Below are 16672 nucleotides of genomic sequence, written 5' to 3' on the forward strand. Positions count from 1 at the left end.
AAATCTTGCGCCAGAGTGGAGGCATGGCATTCGAGCGCCGTCGGGGACAGGCATGAAACTCTTATCGACTGAACTGGTTCGAGGGCGCTTCCTGAAGCAGGTGGCAGTCTATCAGCCGCGCCGCCGCAAGCCGTTTTCGGTGCATATGACCGCGCCTGGCTGGGTGCCTGACCCGGTGTCGAGTGACCAGTTCTTCCTGCTGGGGGCAGCAATCGCTTTCGTGCTCGCGGAGGACTATTCCCAGGATATTCCCGTCTCTGAAACGGTCTTTGAAAATTTTGCGAAGCTTCAGACGATCTGGACAGGCTGGTATCCAAATAGGCGCATGATCAAGACGGCTGCTCCATCGGCGCCGCGGGATGGGCCAGCGTCTACGGGCACTACGGACGAAGCCTGTTTCTTTACAGCCGGTGTCGATTCTCTTTTCACCGTGCACCAGCTTCAGGACGCCATCACGGCGCTCCTGCATGTGGTTCATGTCGGTGATGACGAGGCTGACATCGCGGCAGCGTTTGAGACGCTGACCGCCTACCAGTCCTTCGCAGACCTGACCGGTCGCAAATTCATTCCCGTCGCGAGCAATCTCATGTCGGCGGTTCCCGAATTCATGGATGCCTGGGCCTATCTTTCACACGGGATTGCTTATGCGGCGGCGGCCCATTCGCTATCGGGACAGCTGCACAAGATCCACATTTCATCCTCTATGCCGGCATTCGCGCAGATGCCCTGGGGCTCTCATCCGGATACGGACAGGCTGTTCGGGTCTGACACGCTTGAGGTGAACCACTATGGCACCGAATGGGAGCGATGGGACAAGACGCTGACACTTGCCGACGACAAGCGGTCCCTTTCGATCATGAATGTCTGCGCCCACGGACACCAGGAGGGGGCATTCTCCAATTGCTCGACCTGCCAGAAGTGTGCGCGCACCATGCTGATGCTGGACCTTGCCGGTGTGAACAGGGCGGACGCACCGAGCTTTGACTGGTCAGTGTATGACATGTCCCGGATATCCCGGCTCCATCTTCGCTCCCGAAATGAAGTCGATTCCATGCATGATGTGCGAAACAGGGCCGTGCGGCTTGGCCGCGACGACATTGCAAGTGCGGTGGAGACAATGTTGCGACGGTCAAATCGCTATCTTTTCCTCACCGAGTGGGAGTATTTTGTTCGCAAGCGTCTGGGTGTGGCGGCCCGGCTCAAACGGCCGCTGAAGGCCATGCGGGAAGGCGTGTATCGCCTCTTCCGCCTTCGGCGAACGCTGTGAGCGGGACGTGCAGATAACGCTGCGCAGCAAGCAAGATTTTGCCGCACTTTCAGCGATAGAAACAGGAATGAAAATTGCTGTCGTCTATCGCGAGCGGGTGCAGCAGGGTGGCCAGGGGACAGTATGAGCGATGAAATGCAGGACAATTCGCAGCGCCAGGTTGGCGTGCTCGCTGTCGTGGGCGTTGTCGTGCGTGCGATTTCGCAGTCCATGTCGCTCATCCTGCTGCTGCTGGCTGGACGGTTCCTGACGGTTGAGCTGTTCGGTATCTTTGTCCTTGCCTCGATCCTGATGAATTTTGCGGTGATGCAGATGTATTCGGGCATCTACAATTACGTCCTGAAAGAGCCGAACTTCGATACGACACAGCGCACCGCTTTCGGCTTGCAGATCATTTTCTCAATTTTCTTCGCTCTCGCGATCCTTCTGGTGGCCGGGGTCGTCAAGCTGGCTGGCTGGGGTGGACTGCTGGCGGCCCTGATTGCCGCGACCGCTCTGGTGCCCATGCTCGCCATGATGGCGAGCTGGCAGGAAGCCATGCTGCTGCGGAAGGGCGACGTGAAATATTACTACGCATCTCTGCTGACATCCGAAGTCTGCGGTTTTGTGCTCGGTGTGGTCATGCTTGTGAATGGCGGGGGTGTCTGGGCGCTGATTGCCAACAGGTACTGTGCTGCGGCCGTCATGGCAGCGATGCTGACCGTGAAGGTGCGGGCCATTCCCCTGCCGGCGCTCGATCGCGAGCACGCCCGGTCGATCATCGATTTCTCGATGGGCCTCTACGGGGCCGCCGCGATGTCCTTTGTCTCGGCCTATGGCGCGGCGATCATCCTGGGCGGCTTTCTGAGTGCCACGGCGGTCGGCCTGTTCAGGATGGGGGCACGGACCGCGACGGCCGCATTCGACCTCTTCGCGCAGACATTCAGGGTGCTGACCTGGCAGGCGGTCGGGCGCATGTCGCGGGAGGAGAGGTTGCCCCCGGAACTATGGACCCGGCTCGTCGCAGTCACGGTCAGCATCATGATCCTCGTTCTTGGCGCGCTCAGCATTCTGGCGCGGCCGGTCACGCTGTTCCTTCTCGGTGAACAATGGGTGGACATGGTGCCGGTGCTGCAGATCATGTGCTGGATAAAGATCCTCCACACGGTCGACCTGGTCTGCACAGCGCAGCTGGCTGCGGTCGGACAGTCGAAATTCCTGTTCCGGGCACGCGTGATGGAGATTGCACTGATGCTGGTCGCCCTTCTTGCGACGGTGCAGTTCGGCACGGTTGCGGTGACGATGGCCCTTGTGCCCTCGACGCTGCTCTATGTCGTGCTGCTGCTGCGCAAGCTCGCACACATGACAGAGCTTTCCTTTGCCCATGTCGCAAGGTCGATCCTGCCCGGCGTATTGCTCTCGCTGCTGGCCCTTGTGGCTGTTTACGCTGTCTCGCGTGCCATGGCGGGCCAGCCGGTCCCGCTGCTCATCATTGCGACGGCGATCGCCGGATGTGCAGCCTATCTGGCGCTGGCATTCATCGCCCTTCGGCAATGGACAATCGCATCCCTGCAAAGCGTGAGTGTGGCGATCCTGCCGGCACGGGAAAAAGATCCCGTCTGAGCACGCGACGCCAGCGACTAGCTGCGGATGAGTTCAGGGAGCCGTGAGCCGGTATTCGTTGCGAGAAAATTCGTGAAGCTTTCCGACAGCCGCTTCACGTCATTGCGCAAATTGCCGTACTTGCCCCGCATCGTGTTGTAGCTGTCCACATCGGCGCGATCCATGGCCTGAAGGACCTGCACGGACTCCGGAATGGTTGGGCCAAACATGCGATCAGCCAGATAGATTTCGCGCAATTCCTGCTCGGCCGAGCGAGCATAGCGCGTATTCTTGAAGCGTGTGACGACGACATAATTCTTCATCGCAATATCGGTGCAGACATTTTCCGACACCCAGTCGGAGAATTGTTTTGTGCCCCAGATCGATACCGGGTCGGCCAGCGTTGGCGTCACATAGAAATCGGCCAGCATCAGGGCCGCGCGCGCCAGCGGCGAGAGGTAGGGCGGCGTGTCGATGAGGATGAGATCATAAAGGCCTTCGACAGGCTCCAGTGCTTCGGCAAGGTGGTTCTTCAGCCTTGTCGCCAGTTGGCTCGGCCGCATGCCGGAGGAGTAGAGTCGTTCCTCGACATGCATTTCCGTAAAGCGGAGGCTGGGATGGGCCGGCAGCGTGGAGATCCAGCCACGGCGTTCGTCGCGGTCCTCATCCTTGCGCAGTTCAACCAGGCTGACGGCGTTCGGCAGGATGAGGTCGGCAAGGTTTGGTGGTCGGTCCTGTGCAAACTGGTCCAGCAGCTTGATGACACCCTTGCCCTGGTCATAGGCCATCTGTACGCCGCGCTCGGACAACATCATCTGGCTGGAATTGGCCTGCGGGTCGAAGTCGACAACCAGGACGTTCGCGCCGTAATAGTATGCCATCCCATCGGCCAGCATCAGTGTTGTCGTAGATTTGCCGACGCCGCCTTTAAGATTGGCGACGGCAATGAATGATGCTGACAATGTTGCGCCCCTTACTTTCTGTAGAGCTGAAGCATCAGAAGATCAGGCTCGAAGCTGCTATGATGCCTGGCTCACTTCGGTACTTTTAGTATCAGAGGTGGCAATGCCACAAGCCAGCCCCAAAAGAAAACTGTACACCCACATGATGCCCGGGAGCTCGAGTGGGAAGTCGATCATACTGTGAAGGCTGAGATAAACGGACACAGCCAGCACCGCAATGACAAAACCCAAATTTGCGCCTTCAACCGGTTTGAGCAGTGCACGGACTATTCTGCAGTGAATGGCCAGCCAGATGAGGGCCATGATGAGCGTGCCCACGAACCCTGTCTGTAGCAGCCATTGCAAACCGACATTGTGAGCAGCCCCCAGGGTAACGAGCTGCGGCGCATTCTCGATCGTGGTGAGCTGTTCATTTACCTGGTTGAAGCTGCCAAGACCGTGGCCGAACACCGGATGATGCTGCCAGGCCTTCCAGTATTCGTGATAGGCCAGCCAGCGATCCTGGGCGTCAACCTGCAGATCGACGGCGCGCGAACCGAGCTGGGTTTCAGTGGCGAGAAGCAGCGCGATCCCGAACAGGGATACGGCGACTGCCGATGTCGATGCGATCGGGTGTTGCCGTACCGACCTGTTCCAGAAGCGTCTCAGGTCGCGGGCCGACAGGACTGAAGCAATGGCCACGACCATCAGGGCGAGCGCGGTCAGGATAAGGCTCGCCCGTGACAGGGAGAGCAGAACACAGCTGGCGCAGACGACAAGAGCGGAAAGGGAAAGAATGGTTTTGCCGGGCAGCTGGCCGATACGGGACCAGATCGAGATGTCGTGCGATGTGTGGTGGGCGAGCTTGTACGCGATGTGGCCGGCACTCAATATGACGCCGATGGCCATGAGCGCGGCAAAGCTGTTGGCCGACCCGAAGGTGAATTTCATACGGGACACGCCGGGCGCATCGCCGAAGCTCAGCCCGTAGACGATCATGGCGAACACCCCGACTGTCATCGCAGTCGCCATGGAGGCATACCAGGCGAGCTTGATGATGTAGCGGTCGCGCCCGAGGATGCGGCCGGTGCTCCAGATCGCGGCTGCGCCGCAGAGCTGCAGCCATTCGGTGCGCGCGACATCCCAGTTTCCGGCTGCGCCCGATAGCGCCATGGCCGCCAGCAAGCCTCCGAGAATGAGGGGTTCGGCGGGCGGGGACTTCGCAAGAAACAGCGCGAAGGCGCCAATCAGGAGAAGTCCGAGAACGCAAATGGAGGTGGCGTAAGCATGATCGGCGCCGCCCATGAAAATGCTCGCCAGCAGCACGCTCAGAACGGCGCCTATGCAGGCTGAACTCGCTGGTTGAATCCAACTTTCCGGCATTTATCCGTCCCCCGACTGGACTGGTACAATCGAGGGCCGCGCGCGAGTCAATCGGATTCTTCCGGGCCGCGAAATCATGACGGCTGCGTCACAAGATATCTGTGGACGGAGATCAGGAAATCCATACCGCACGAGTTAACCATAAATCTGAATTTTGTTGCCAGATTCTCGAAAATTAACATTGTGTTAATGTATAAACTGGTGCAGGATGCAATCAGGCGACGGGACATCGCCTAACAGTACACGGTTCGTCTGGCGCAAGGGACAATTCGCGCTGGGGAGCTTTAATGGGTGGGGGACACTTTTTACGATGCGTGGGAATCATATGGAAGGTGCGGTCGGATCGCAGCCGATCGCCACCAGTGCTCGAAAACAGAACAATGGCACGACGGTGGCATCGAGATGCGGCACAAGTGTGTACAAACGAGCGTTTGATATTCTCGTTTCAGGATCTTTATTGGTGTTCGGAGCGCCGCTCCTCATCCTCATCGCGCTTGGCATCAAGCTGCAGGATGGCGGACCGGTGCTGTACTCCCACAAGCGCATTGGTCGTAACAATCGCGAATTCGGCTGCCTGAAGTTCCGCTCGATGGTTACGGATGCCAATGTGAGACTGGCGGAATACCTACAGAACAATCCGGAGGCGCGCGAAGAGTGGGCGCGCACGCAGAAGCTCAGCAATGATCCCCGCATCACGACGCTGGGCAAATTTCTTCGCAAGTCATCCCTGGATGAAATTCCACAGCTATGGAACATCCTGCGCGGGGACATGTCCCTCGTAGGGCCGCGGCCGATCGTGCATGATGAAGTGCCGCGCTATGGCGACCATATTCGCTATTATCTCAGCGCGCGTCCTGGCCTCACCGGTCTCTGGCAGGTCAGCGGGCGCAGCGACACGTCCTATGATTACAGGGTCAATCTCGACGTGAACTATGTGGAGAACTGGCATCTCGGGAAAGACATCATGATCATGGTGAAGACGATCCCGGCCGTGCTGGAAGCACGCGGCGCTCGCTAAGCCCACGCGGCCCGGAGCTTGCACCGGTCCCCTTCAGGTAGACTGAAAGGACTGACATGCGTGTCGCCCTTGTACATTACTGGCTGAACGGGATGCGAGGCGGTGAGCGGGTGCTCGAAACCTTCGCGGAAATGTTTCCGGATGCCGACATCTTCACACACGTTGTTGACCGGTCGAAACTGTCCGAGACGCTGAACCGTCACACGATCCACACCAGCTTTATTTCCAGGCTCCCGTTCGCCAACAGGCACTATCAGAAATACCTGCCATTCATGCCGCGAGCGCTGGAAGAGCTGGACCTGTCGGAATACGATCTCGTCATCTCCTCCGAATCCGGGCCGGCAAAGGGTGTGATCACCAAGCCGGGGTCTTTCCATCTTTGTTATTGCCACTCCCCGATGCGTTATATCTGGGACCAGTATCACCACTATCACGCATCTGCCGGCTGGCCCGCCAAAATCCTGTTTCCGGGTATCGCGCATCGCCTGCGCACCTGGGATGTGGCAAGTGCCGCCCGCGTGGACCGGTTTGTCGCCAACTCGAACTTTGTCGCCAAGCGGATCGAGAAATTCTACCGCCGGGAGTCCGATGTGATTTTTCCGCCGGTGGCGGTTGATGAGTTTTCCGCGGTCACGCCGGACGAGGGCGCGGACTACTTCCTCGCTGCGGGCGAACTGGTCGGATACAAGCGCTTCGACCTCGTTGTCGATGCCTTTAACGAACTCGGCCTGAAACTCATCATTGTCGGAGATGGTGAGGAGCGTGCAGCGCTGGAAAAGAAGGCGCGCGACAACATCACATTCCTCGGCCGCGTCCCGTTTGCAGAACTGAAGCGCCACTTTGCGAGCTGCAAGGCGCTGATTTTCCCGGGCGAGGAAGACTTCGGCATGATTCCGGTGGAAGTCATGGCGGCGGGAAAGCCGGTCATTGCTTATGGTCGGGGTGGCGCTCTGGACACGGTCGTGCCCGGCGTTTCGGGCATCCTGGTCAACGAGCAGAGTGTTGCGGCCTTCGTCTCGGCGATCGAGCGATTTGATCCGAAAGACTTCTCGCGCGAGCAGCTCATCGAGCATGCGCAGACGTTCAGCAAGGCGGTGTTCAAGTCAAAGATCCGGACCCTACTCAGCGAGCAGGGAATCGAGCTCAATCGTCTGGAAGTTCATGAGGGCGGACCTGCGACCCCACGGCTCTCTGGTACTGGTTGAACGGAATAAGTTCTGACTGTGCGTAGCGGCGGGCATCGGCCAGGAATTCGTGGTCCGAGTGCCACCAGCGCAGGAAATCGGCGCCCTGGAAGACGGACCGCCTGATCTGTTCTGGCACATCCTGCCAGTAGAGCAGCACGTATTGCAGGCGCCAGCGCAGCAGGTCCTTGCTGCAATATCCGCACTGCTTGATTGACAGGTTCAGGCTTTCGGCCGCGTCGCGCGAGAACCGGCCGGCATCCAGCGACTGCAGATAAGACAGCCTCGCCAGCGCATCCGCATTATGCGGCGATCGCTCAAGTCCTGCGTTCAGGAGCTGCATGCCGAGTTCGCGCCCGGAGTGGTCGCCGGCATCCATCCTGTCGGCTGCCGCAAAAAGCAGGGCCGCAGGTCTGCCGTCTTCAATGAGGTCTCGAGCACTGGCGGCGGAAATTCCGTCGCGGGCGATTGATGCGGCTGTCAGTTCGTCCCGGAATGAGACAACCGAGACGATCACGCCTGCGATCAGAAGTGCCAAAGTGGCGAGGAGGCGTATGGGCATGGAAGGATAGGTCACGGGGCCGTTTTCGCTCCTCGCTTAACACTTTGTTTTCGACTTGATCTCACATTCGCTTTGTAAATTGAAGGCGTCTGTAATCAATACAGCCAGACTCAATGCATGCGAAGTATTCAGAGAAACTCTGATTTATTTTGAACCATGCTTGTAATGGCGCGTTCGATTTTCAGAGCACTGCGTAGAGAGTTGGCCATGAACCAGAATACAACGTTTCCGGAACTCTTGATGTCAGACGAAAGAGATGATTCAGAAGCGAAGTGGCCTCTATGGAGAACTTTCGTTTTCTTCATTGTTTTCTGCAGTCTCGCCTGGACCGGAATATTCATGCTCATTTCCCGAGCATTCTGACCACCTCAATAATTCCACAATCCTCCGTAATGGTGCTGGCCAGATAATTGCTTTATAGTAATTTTGCGTCAGTAATACAGGTTGGCGTCGTCCAGGGGGACACGATTGACTCGCCAGGCGATAGGAAAATCCATTGCAGCGACTTGGCGTGCCTTAAGGGCACGCGCGAGTAACGCAGCCGCTTGGACGAAATCCAGGCTTGTGGGTTGGGCTGGCAGTGTTCAGAAGCTCCTGGCGCGCTGGTCGCTGTCCGGGCCCGCCAGACGGGTGGCCAAGCTTGCCGAGCCAGAAGAGGCGAGCGCTCCCCAGCTGGCGGCGGTTTCCACGGCGCCGGAGGCCAGTGTCCCGGACGGCGTTGTCGTTTACGCGATTGGGGACATTCATGGCCGGTGCGACCTGTTGGAAAACCTGCTTGAGCGGCTTGAGGAGGATGCACAGTCCACCGAAGAGCCGCACCTTGTCTTTCTTGGGGATTATATTGATCGTGGCCTGCAATCGCGTCAGGTCATCGAGATGTTGCTAGCGCTGAATGAGCGCTGGCCGACCGCGACGTTCCTGAAAGGCAACCATGAAGAGGCCCTGCTGAAATTCCTCGATCGGCCCGAATACGGGCCAAACTGGGCGACCTATGGCGGACGGGAGACGCTTGTTTCCTATGGCGTCCGGCCGCCGCGCAGTTTCACAATGAACGAGGAATGGCGGATCGCCCATGACGACTTCATTGCAAAGTTTCCGCAGGACCATCTCCATTTTCTCAGGACGCTGGACGTCAGCAAGCGCATTGGCGGATATGGATTTGTGCATGCCGGCGTGAAGCCTGGCCGTCCGTTCGAGGAGCAGTCCGAAAATGACATGCTGTGGATCCGGGACGAGTTCCTGACAGCAACCGGCCGGGAAGACCTTGTGGTCGTCCATGGCCACACGCCCGTGGATCACGCCTATAGTGACAACCGGCGTATCAACATAGATACAGGCGCGTATTTTTCTGGCCGGCTGACTGCTGTGCGGTTAGAAGGCGATACAATGCGTTACATTTCAACCCGTTAGGGAGGGCAATACATGCCGAAGTATTCAATTCACGCTTTTCTCGGCGTTCTGCTCTGCTGGCTGCTTGCCGCGTGCGAATCCGTGCCGATCGTTTCGCCGCAGGCGGGCGCAGGGGACACGGCCATCTCCGAGCGCGTTGCGACTGAATACACGCTCGGCCCGGCCGACAAGATGCGGGTCACAGTATTCAATGAGCCGGAACTGTCTGGTGAGTTTGTGGTCGACGGACAGGGCTATGTGTCCATGCCTCTTATCGGTGAGATTGATGTCGACGGCCTGACGGTCCGGCAGTTCCAGCGTCTGGCTGAGGAAAAATTCGCCGCCGGCTTCCTGCGCGAACCGCGTGTGAACGCAGAGGTCACGAATTACCGGCCCTATTATATCCTGGGCGAAATCGCGCGACCGGGAGAATATCCTTACACGAATGGCCTCACAGTGATGAATGCGATTGCGACAGCCGAGGGGTTTACCTACCGCGCCAACCGCAAAATCGTAATGATCAAGGGCGTGGACGATGATCAGGAATACCGGATTGAGCTGAAACCAACCACCAAGGTGCAACCTGGTGACACGATCCGGGTGGTTGAAAGATTTTTCTGAGGATTCTCCAAAAATCTCGTGCAATTGTCGTATCGTTAAGGTACCGTAATGTTAGCTTGAACGCTACGGGGACAATACAATGAAGATCCACTTTGCCGTGGCTGGTGTGCTCGCAGGCGCACTCGCCGCTCCAGGGGCCATCGCCGCCAATAATGACGTATCGAACGCGCAACTCTATGCGTCGCTGATCAAGAACAATTTCCAGTGTGACGCGCTCATTCCAGCCGCGGAGCAGATTGAAGCCTCATTTGCCAATTGGGACGCCATCGATCGAGCCGAGATCGTGGACGCCTTCACCTTGCTTGCTCAGCCCGAACAGGAAGCGTGCGGGTCCTTGCGGTCCTATGCGGCATTCATGTCCGGGCTGGCTGGCTCCAGCCCTGCGGTGTTTGATGCCGAGCTTCATCTGTCGAAGCGGTCAGTGTCCACAGGAACGAGGTCGTCGCGCGGCGATCGCTTCAAGGCGGCAAAGTCTGACTTCAGCCTGTTTTCGCAATCGTCTGAAATGCCGTCTTCGTACTCGCCAGAGAAGACATCGGACTATCGGAACTAGGCCGCAGACGGCCGCGCAGAAGATTTAATCCGGTGTTGCGGCATTTCGGCATCGTCCTTGCTTGAGCACGGTAAGGACTCTCCAAGGGGACATTGCAGTGGCAAGTATAGTATCAACCCGGATCGCACTTCTGGCCGGCGTAACAGCAGTGGCAGCAGGTTCTGCGACCGCACAGTCGAGTTTTTACGAGCGCAATAGGTACGTTTCGGTGACCGAAAGGGCACAACCGGAATATGATCCTGTGCCAATTCGGCTCGGTGCCTTCGAGGCTCAGCCCGCCCTCCGTATCGGTGCGGGCTACCGTTCGAACCTTTTCGCATCGACGACCAATGAGACCGAAGACAGCTATCTGCAGTTCCGACCGTCTGTTGACGTCCAGTCGACCTGGTCACGCCATTCACTGGCCGTTTCCCTGTCATCGGAGTCGACCGAGTATCAGGACACCAGTTCTGAATCGAATACGGACTTTCGCGGCCGTCTTGCGGGTCGCCTCGACGCCAGCTCTGCCGTGAGCCTTGTCGGAAACGTCATCGCCGAACAGACCTATGAGCCGCGCTCGTCGGTCGCCAGCAACCCGGCGGCTGTTGAGCCCGTCGAGCAGAACCGGCTTGGCGGCGAGATCGGTGCAGATTACGAGGCAGGGCGGATCAAGGTCCGCGGCCGTGTGTCCTCCGAAACGATCGATTACCAGGATGTGCGCCTGAATGCCGGCCCGGTGCTGGACCAGGACTTCCGCGACCGTGACGAAACTTCGGCGAGCGTGCGCGTCTCCTACGCGCCGCAACGCGACTGGGCTGTATTCGCAGAAGGCGTCGTCACCGAGCGTGACTATGATGCGCCGAATGCCTTCAACAATTTCAACCGGGACTCGCAGGGCACGGTGTTCCGTGTCGGTTCTGACTTCGAGCTGCCTTTCCTTGTCCGCGGAGATGTCGCGGTGGGCTACCATCAGTTCGAATATGACGACCCAGCATTCGCTGACGTTGACGGCCTTTCTGTGGAAGGCAATGCAAGCTGGTTCGTCACGCAACTGACAACCGTTACCGGTTCTGCGTCACGCCGGGTTGTCGATCCGGGCCTGCTCGCCGCAGCTGGCGCAACCCAGACAGATGTGACCCTGCGGATCGACCATGAACTGCGCCGCAACTGGCTGGTCAATGCCTCGGTCGGCCTGTCCGACTTCGAATATGAGAACATCAACCGGACGGATGAGCGCACGCGCCTGACGCTCGGAACCGAGTGGAAACTCAATCGCAATGCGTCGCTGAACGGAGCCTTCGAATACGTCGACCAGGACTCCAACCAGCAGCCATTCAGCGAAAACCGCATCATGGTTGGCATCACGGTTCGTCCGTAACGCCCGCAAAATGCGGTACTTGACGGCGACCTAGAGGGACAAAGAAATTGAACAGCCAGGCACCGATAGATCAGCGAAACGCCAAGATGGTCCCGTATACACAGGGCTATGGTCAGGTCGACGACAGGATTTCTGATCCGAAGCAGGCGCTTCGCGCGCTTCGGCGTCGGTTGATGCTGTTCCTTTTCGTGGTTCTGACCACGTTTATCTCGGTCGCCGTGTTCACCTTCCAGGCGACACCTGTCTATTCGACCAGCGCCTCCGTCATAATGGACTCGCGTGACAAGACCGTGATCGATATCGGTTCAGTCCTTTCCGGCCTGCCGCCGGAATCCTCCGTCGTTGATACCGAAGTCCAGATCATCCGCTCGCGCTCGCTCGCCGAGAAGGTCGTGCGCCAGTTGAACCTCAGAGAGGTGCCAGAGTTCAACCCGCTGCTTCAGGAAGCAAGCTTCACTGACAAGGCAAAGGCCTGGTTGAAAGGCCTTGTCGGGTCTTCTCCTGCGTCTTCCACGGCCACACAGGACGATCAGGATGTCGTTGAAATGGAGCTGGTTGTCTCCTCACTGCTGAACAAGACCGGTGCGCGTCGGATTGCGACCACTTACGGCATCGAGATTTATGCAAGCAGCCAGGACCCGGAACTTGCCGCGCAGATCGCGAACAAGATTGTCGATCAGTATCTGGTCGAGCAGCTTGATGCGAAGTTCGACGCGACACGCCGCGCCAATGCCTGGCTTGAGGAGCGCCTTTCCGAGCTGCGCGCAGAAGTGAATGCAGCTGAGAATGCGGTTGAGGAGTATCGTGCCTCGTCCGGGCTCATGTCGGCCGGCACCACAACGCTCAACCAGCAGCAGATGGGCGACCTCAACGGTCAGCTGATCCTGCGCCGTGCAGAGCTTGCAGATGCCGAGGCACGCCTCTCGACCGTGCGCGATCTTGCAGCGCGTGGTGTATCAGCCGAAGTCAGCGGCGAAGCCCTGAACTCGCCCGTCATTTCGGAACTGCGCCGCCAGCAGGCGGAAATCCTGCGTGAACGTGCGGACCTGCAGAACCGTTATGGCCCTCTGCACCCGGATATCCAGCGCATCAACAATGAAGAGGCGAACATCCAGTCGCAAATCTCGACGGAGCTTCAGCGCATTGTCACCAGCCTTGAAAGCGATGTATCGATTGCCCGTCAGCGCGTCGCCAGCCTGCAATCCAATCTCGGCCAGATCCGTAACACTGTGAACCAGAACAACCAGGCGAGCGTGCGGCTTCGCGAACTGGAAAGATCGGCCGAAGCATCGCGCTCGATCTATGAAGCCTTTCTTGCCCGCTTCAAGCAGACCAATGAATCCGAGGGGCTCGCCGAGGCAGATGCGCGCTTGCTGTCTGCCGCGCCGGTCCCGCGTGCGCCTTCCTTCCCGAAAACCGGTCTGAACCTGATGATCGGTCTTGCACTTGGGCTGATGCTGGGCGTCGGCGCCGTGGTCGCGGCTGAAGCGCTCAACAGCCAGATCAGCACAGGCGAAGAGATCGAAGAGAGCTTCCATGTGCCATTCCTGGGCAATTTCCCGAGACTGGTCGGCAATGAGAAAAAGGATCCGCGCCGTTACCTGATCAACAATCCGACCTCCGCTTATGCCGAAAGCTTCCGGAATCTTCGTGCGTCGATCATGTTCGCGGACCTCGACAATGACATGAAGACCGTCGCGATCACCTCGTCCCAGCCGGATGAAGGCAAGACGACGCTGACGCATGGCCTTGGCATCATGTCGGCCATGTCTGGTACGAAGACCCTGATCGTGGATGGTGACTTCCGCCGCAAGCGCCTGTCTGAGACGGTGCTCAAGGAGCCGGCGGAAAAGGGCTTCCTGGAATGTCTGTTCGGTGAATGCACGATTGAAGAAGCGATCACGACCGATGAAGAGACGGGTCTTGATATCCTGCCGCTTACACCAGACCGGCATACGCCGCGCGACGTATTCGGATCGCGGACATTCGATAATCTGATGGAGCAGCTCGAGGAGCGCTACGATCTCATCCTGATCGATACCGGCCCGCTTCTGCTGCTGGCAGAAACCCGCATCATCACCAGCAAGGTCGACCAGGTCGTTGTCGTGTCACGCTGGCTGAAGACCAACCGGGCGGCCCTGAAGCAGGCGCTCTCATTGCTGCGCGATTTCCGCGCACAAGTGGCGGGTGTTGCGATCAACCGGGTGGATACAAACCGGTACCACCGTCAAGGCTACGGACACTCGGGCTACAAGTCCTACGCGAAATATTACACGAACTAGAATTGCCGCTGCGGACCGGCCACCACCGGTTCGCGGTCAGGCGGTTGGGCGTCTCGAGGCGAGCCGCAGTTCAGCGCGCTGCTGCACCAGTTCGACCACTTCGTCATGGCTCTTGCCGCGCATGTCATTCGACGTGGCAAGGCGGGAGCTGGTTGCGAGTTTCTTCAGTTCGGCGAGTTCGACACTGCGCAACACTTCACGGACCTTTTCGGGGGTTTCCCTGGCAACGAGGACAACGGGATTGATCGGCTGTTCAGTCATTCTGGGTCCGTCACGCTTGTCTGAAGCTTGGCTTCCATCAGTTCAATGAACTGTTCTGCCCATCCTTCAGGAGAAGTGCAAATCTGATTGGCCCTGGGCGCGGCGTTGCGGCTCATCCTGCGCACGGTTTCATCATCGCCCGCCCAGACTTGCAGACGTTGCGCAAGTCCGGATTTGAGGTGCGGGTCGAAGACGGCGCCGATCTGCAATTCCTCGACTTTCGCTGCGAGCGTGCTGGGCCGGGAGATCAATACGGGAAGGCCACTCAGCGCGGCTTCGGCGACAACCAGTCCATAAGGTTCCCGCCACCGACCCGGCACAACCAGCGCGCGGGCCGTGCGCACATGCTCGCCGATCTGTTCGCGGCTGCAGAAACCGGCAAAGGTGATGGCGGGAAACCTTTCCGCCAGTTCACTGCCGAGTGGTCCTTCGCCGATCATCGTGAGCGGTACGCCCGCCTCCATGGCGGCTTCTGCAACAATATCAGCGCCTTTTTCACGGCTCAGCCGGCCAATGAACAGGAAGGTCCGGTTCTCTGCGGCCTCGACGGGGATGTCGAGATAGGCGGTTGCGGGGTTTGCGATACTGGTAAGATGGGGCGGGTTGAACCCGGCGTCCTGCATCACCGATTTCATGCCATCGTGAAGGCAGACAAAGGTCATGTCACTCGTGCGAAAGTCTGCCACGCGATTGAGATTGAGATGCCGCGCCATGCGCCAGTATTTGTGCAAACTGCTGCGCCGGTCGCACTGGCTGATCCAGCAGGCGCCGGACATGGGTTTTAGCTCGCAGGGCGTTCCGCTCGGATAGTGCAGGAGACCGCCATTCGGGCAGGCATTGAAAAAGTCATGGCAGGACACGACCGTGCGAGCGGCGACAGGACGGAGCGCGCCGAAAATGCTGGGTGACAGGATATGAGCCCAGTTGTGCAGGTGGTAGGCGGTCGAAGGCGTGTCGTTTCGGCTGACCCAATCTGATACAAGTTTTGCGGCCTCGCTATTGTGCAGGCCAGACCTCAAGGCGGAAAGGCGTGACTGTTCGAGGACCCGGCTCTGGCCGAGACCGATCGTCTCGATCCCGAATTGTGACAGGCTGCTGTCATCCTCTGCGCCTGTCAGATAAGTGACATCCAGGCCAAGCTTGCGATACTGAATCGCAGACAGGCGTGCGAGACCCGTCGCGCCTCCGCGAGCCTCGATACTGTCATGTATGACGACGACGTGTTCAAGTCTGGCCACTATTTCTCCCACATGGTCTGCAGGCCTGTTACTGCAATGTCTGCACCAGATTGTTGCTATGGCAAGCGGATTGCATGGGCTGGTGCCTCTTCGCTTCTGATTGTAGTTTCCCCGACGGGAACAACAGGGAAATCTCGATGGCAGGAAAAACCAGATTAGCGGTAGCGATTGCAACACTTGGCCGTCCGGACACGGTCGCTGAAAATATCGAGATTCTGCGTCGTCAGTCCCGCCCGGCTGACCGGATCCTGCTGTCTGTAACCGGCCCGGAAGACCTGCCGGACAATATCGACATGACCGGGATCGAGACGGTGTTTGGTTCGAAAGGGCTCTGCGCCCAGCGAAATCGCGCGCTCGACGCCCTTCAGGAGGATGTCGATTACATCATTTTCTTTGATGACGATTATGTCGCCTCGAAATTCGCACTCGAGCGGATTGAAGCCTACTTCAATGACAATCCGGACATCGTCGGCATTATGGGTCATGTGCTGGCCGACGGTATCAAGGGGCCGGGCATCAAATATGCCGAAGCCTGCCGCATTGTGGAGGCATATGATGCCAAACCGCGCCCGCCCGTGCGGGAATTTGGCGAGTCCGACGGCCTGTACGGTTGCAATATGGCTTATCGCGCGTCGGCCATCGGCGAAACGCGCTTTGACGAAAATCTGCTCTATTATGGCTGGCTTGAAGATAATGACTTCTCGAACCAGCTTCTGGGGCGCGGTCGGCTCGTGCACACGAACGCGTTTGCCGGCGTACATTGCGGTGTGAAGACTTCGCGGTCTCCAGGCCTGCGCCTCGGCTATTCACAGATCGCAAACCCGGTCTACCTGATGAAGAAGGGCACTCTGCCAAAGCACAAGGCATGGACCATGATGAGCCGGAATATGCTCGCCAATCACGCACGTACCGTGGCGCCCGAACCGTGGGTAGACCGCTGGGGCCGTGCCAAGGGGAACTGGCTCGCCATTCGGCATGCCCTCACAGGGAAGATCTCACCGACCTACATCCAGCACCTCTAGAACAGGGGGTGGC

15 protein-coding genes are annotated in these 16672 nt (G+C 58.5%); 10 read left to right on the top strand and 5 right to left on the bottom strand.

The features are described 5' to 3' along the window. The first annotated feature begins 52 nt into the window (after positions 1-52). Together B8746_RS07815 and B8746_RS07820 are read left to right on the top strand one after the other, a co-directional pair. On the top strand, positions 53-1267 hold the full coding sequence (locus B8746_RS07815) for a hypothetical protein (protein ID WP_084393058.1): 1215 nt from the start codon (positions 53-55) through the stop codon (positions 1265-1267). A gap of 123 nt (positions 1268-1390) precedes the next feature. Continuing rightward, positions 1391-2869, top strand: coding sequence for an oligosaccharide flippase family protein (locus B8746_RS07820; protein WP_084393059.1), 1479 nt, complete (start codon positions 1391-1393; stop codon positions 2867-2869). A 17-nt stretch (positions 2870-2886) separates the two neighbouring features. On the opposite strand, the gene B8746_RS07825 is transcribed toward B8746_RS07820, so the two are convergent. Both B8746_RS07825 and B8746_RS07830 read right to left on the bottom strand, forming a co-directional pair. Beyond that, positions 2887-3810 carry a ParA family protein gene (locus tag B8746_RS07825; protein WP_084393060.1) on the bottom strand — a complete coding sequence of 308 codons (924 nt, stop codon included), beginning with the start codon at positions 3808-3810 and terminating at the stop codon, positions 2887-2889. A gap of 57 nt (positions 3811-3867) precedes the next feature. Further along, complete coding sequence (locus B8746_RS07830; RefSeq protein ID WP_084393061.1) at positions 3868-5172, bottom strand: O-antigen ligase family protein; 1305 nt, start codon at positions 5170-5172, stop codon at positions 3868-3870. Between the two features lie 310 nt (positions 5173-5482). On the opposite strand from B8746_RS07830, the gene B8746_RS07835 reads away from it, so the two are divergent. Together B8746_RS07835 and B8746_RS07840 are read left to right on the top strand one after the other, a co-directional pair. Beyond that, complete coding sequence (locus B8746_RS07835) at positions 5483-6190, top strand: sugar transferase (RefSeq protein ID WP_095380842.1); 708 nt, start codon at positions 5483-5485, stop codon at positions 6188-6190. A 56-nt stretch (positions 6191-6246) separates the two neighbouring features. After that, on the top strand, positions 6247-7395 hold the full coding sequence (locus B8746_RS07840; protein WP_084393063.1) for a glycosyltransferase: 1149 nt from the start codon (positions 6247-6249) through the stop codon (positions 7393-7395). Here B8746_RS07840 and B8746_RS07845 read toward each other — a convergent pair. Then, on the bottom strand, positions 7334-7936 hold the full coding sequence (locus tag B8746_RS07845; RefSeq protein WP_084393064.1) for a hypothetical protein: 603 nt from the start codon (positions 7934-7936) through the stop codon (positions 7334-7336). The genes B8746_RS07840 and B8746_RS07845 overlap by 62 nt on opposite strands. 564 nt (positions 7937-8500) lie before the next feature. Between B8746_RS07845 and B8746_RS07855 the strand changes: the two genes are divergently transcribed. The 5 genes from B8746_RS07855 (at position 8501) to B8746_RS07875 (ending at position 14138) form a co-directional block, all read left to right on the top strand. Next, positions 8501-9346 (top strand): metallophosphoesterase family protein, encoded by an 846-nt coding sequence (locus tag B8746_RS07855; RefSeq protein ID WP_198943711.1) that lies wholly within the window; start codon positions 8501-8503, stop codon positions 9344-9346. Positions 9347-9358: 12 nt separating this feature from the next. After that, complete coding sequence (locus B8746_RS07860) at positions 9359-9946, top strand: polysaccharide biosynthesis/export family protein (protein ID WP_084393066.1); 588 nt, start codon at positions 9359-9361, stop codon at positions 9944-9946. 79 nt (positions 9947-10025) lie between these two features. Further along, positions 10026-10499, top strand: a complete 474-nt coding sequence (locus B8746_RS07865) for a hypothetical protein (protein WP_084393067.1) — start codon at positions 10026-10028, stop codon at positions 10497-10499. Between the two features lie 97 nt (positions 10500-10596). Continuing rightward, positions 10597-11856 carry an outer membrane beta-barrel protein gene (locus B8746_RS07870; RefSeq protein WP_158084565.1) on the top strand — a complete coding sequence of 420 codons (1260 nt, stop codon included), beginning with the start codon at positions 10597-10599 and terminating at the stop codon, positions 11854-11856. 86 nt (positions 11857-11942) lie between these two features. Next, positions 11943-14138: a GumC family protein gene (locus tag B8746_RS07875; protein WP_084393069.1), complete on the top strand. Its 2196-nt coding sequence runs from the start codon at positions 11943-11945 to the stop codon at positions 14136-14138. A 36-nt stretch (positions 14139-14174) separates the two neighbouring features. Here B8746_RS07875 and B8746_RS07880 read toward each other — a convergent pair whose 3' ends face one another. Further along, positions 14175-14399, bottom strand: a complete 225-nt coding sequence (locus B8746_RS07880; RefSeq protein ID WP_084393070.1) for a hypothetical protein — start codon at positions 14397-14399, stop codon at positions 14175-14177. Further along, positions 14396-15637: a glycosyltransferase gene (locus B8746_RS07885; protein WP_084393071.1), complete on the bottom strand. Its 1242-nt coding sequence runs from the start codon at positions 15635-15637 to the stop codon at positions 14396-14398. The genes B8746_RS07880 and B8746_RS07885 overlap by 4 nt, the downstream gene beginning before the upstream one ends. Before the next feature lie 137 nt (positions 15638-15774). Between B8746_RS07885 and B8746_RS07890 the strand changes: the two genes are divergently transcribed. Further along, positions 15775-16659: a glycosyltransferase family 2 protein gene (locus B8746_RS07890; protein ID WP_084393072.1), complete on the top strand. Its 885-nt coding sequence runs from the start codon at positions 15775-15777 to the stop codon at positions 16657-16659. The last annotated feature ends 13 nt before the right edge of the window (positions 16660-16672 follow it).

The sequence above is a fragment of the Henriciella pelagia genome, from assembly GCF_002088945.1.
Taxonomy (GTDB): domain Bacteria; phylum Pseudomonadota; class Alphaproteobacteria; order Caulobacterales; family Hyphomonadaceae; genus Henriciella; species Henriciella pelagia.

What these genes read in the sequence shown, in the direction of transcription:
- B8746_RS07815 (WP_084393058.1), top strand. Translation starts at nt 53, where the DNA reads ATGAAACTCTTATCGACTGAACTGGTTCGAGGGCGCTTCCTGAAGCAG.
- B8746_RS07820 (WP_084393059.1), top strand. Translation starts at nt 1,391, where the DNA reads ATGAGCGATGAAATGCAGGACAATTCGCAGCGCCAGGTTGGCGTGCTC.
- B8746_RS07830 (WP_084393061.1), bottom strand. Translation starts at nt 5,172, where the DNA reads ATGCCGGAAAGTTGGATTCAACCAGCGAGTTCAGCCTGCATAGGCGCC.
- B8746_RS07835 (WP_095380842.1), top strand. Translation starts at nt 5,483, where the DNA reads ATGCGTGGGAATCATATGGAAGGTGCGGTCGGATCGCAGCCGATCGCC.
- B8746_RS07840 (WP_084393063.1), top strand. Translation starts at nt 6,247, where the DNA reads ATGCGTGTCGCCCTTGTACATTACTGGCTGAACGGGATGCGAGGCGGT.
- B8746_RS07845 (WP_084393064.1), bottom strand. Translation starts at nt 7,936, where the DNA reads ATGCCCATACGCCTCCTCGCCACTTTGGCACTTCTGATCGCAGGCGTG.
- B8746_RS07860 (WP_084393066.1), top strand. Translation starts at nt 9,359, where the DNA reads ATGCCGAAGTATTCAATTCACGCTTTTCTCGGCGTTCTGCTCTGCTGG.
- B8746_RS07865 (WP_084393067.1), top strand. Translation starts at nt 10,026, where the DNA reads ATGAAGATCCACTTTGCCGTGGCTGGTGTGCTCGCAGGCGCACTCGCC.
- B8746_RS07875 (WP_084393069.1), top strand. Translation starts at nt 11,943, where the DNA reads ATGGTCCCGTATACACAGGGCTATGGTCAGGTCGACGACAGGATTTCT.
- B8746_RS07880 (WP_084393070.1), bottom strand. Translation starts at nt 14,399, where the DNA reads ATGACTGAACAGCCGATCAATCCCGTTGTCCTCGTTGCCAGGGAAACC.
- B8746_RS07890 (WP_084393072.1), top strand. Translation starts at nt 15,775, where the DNA reads ATGGCAGGAAAAACCAGATTAGCGGTAGCGATTGCAACACTTGGCCGT.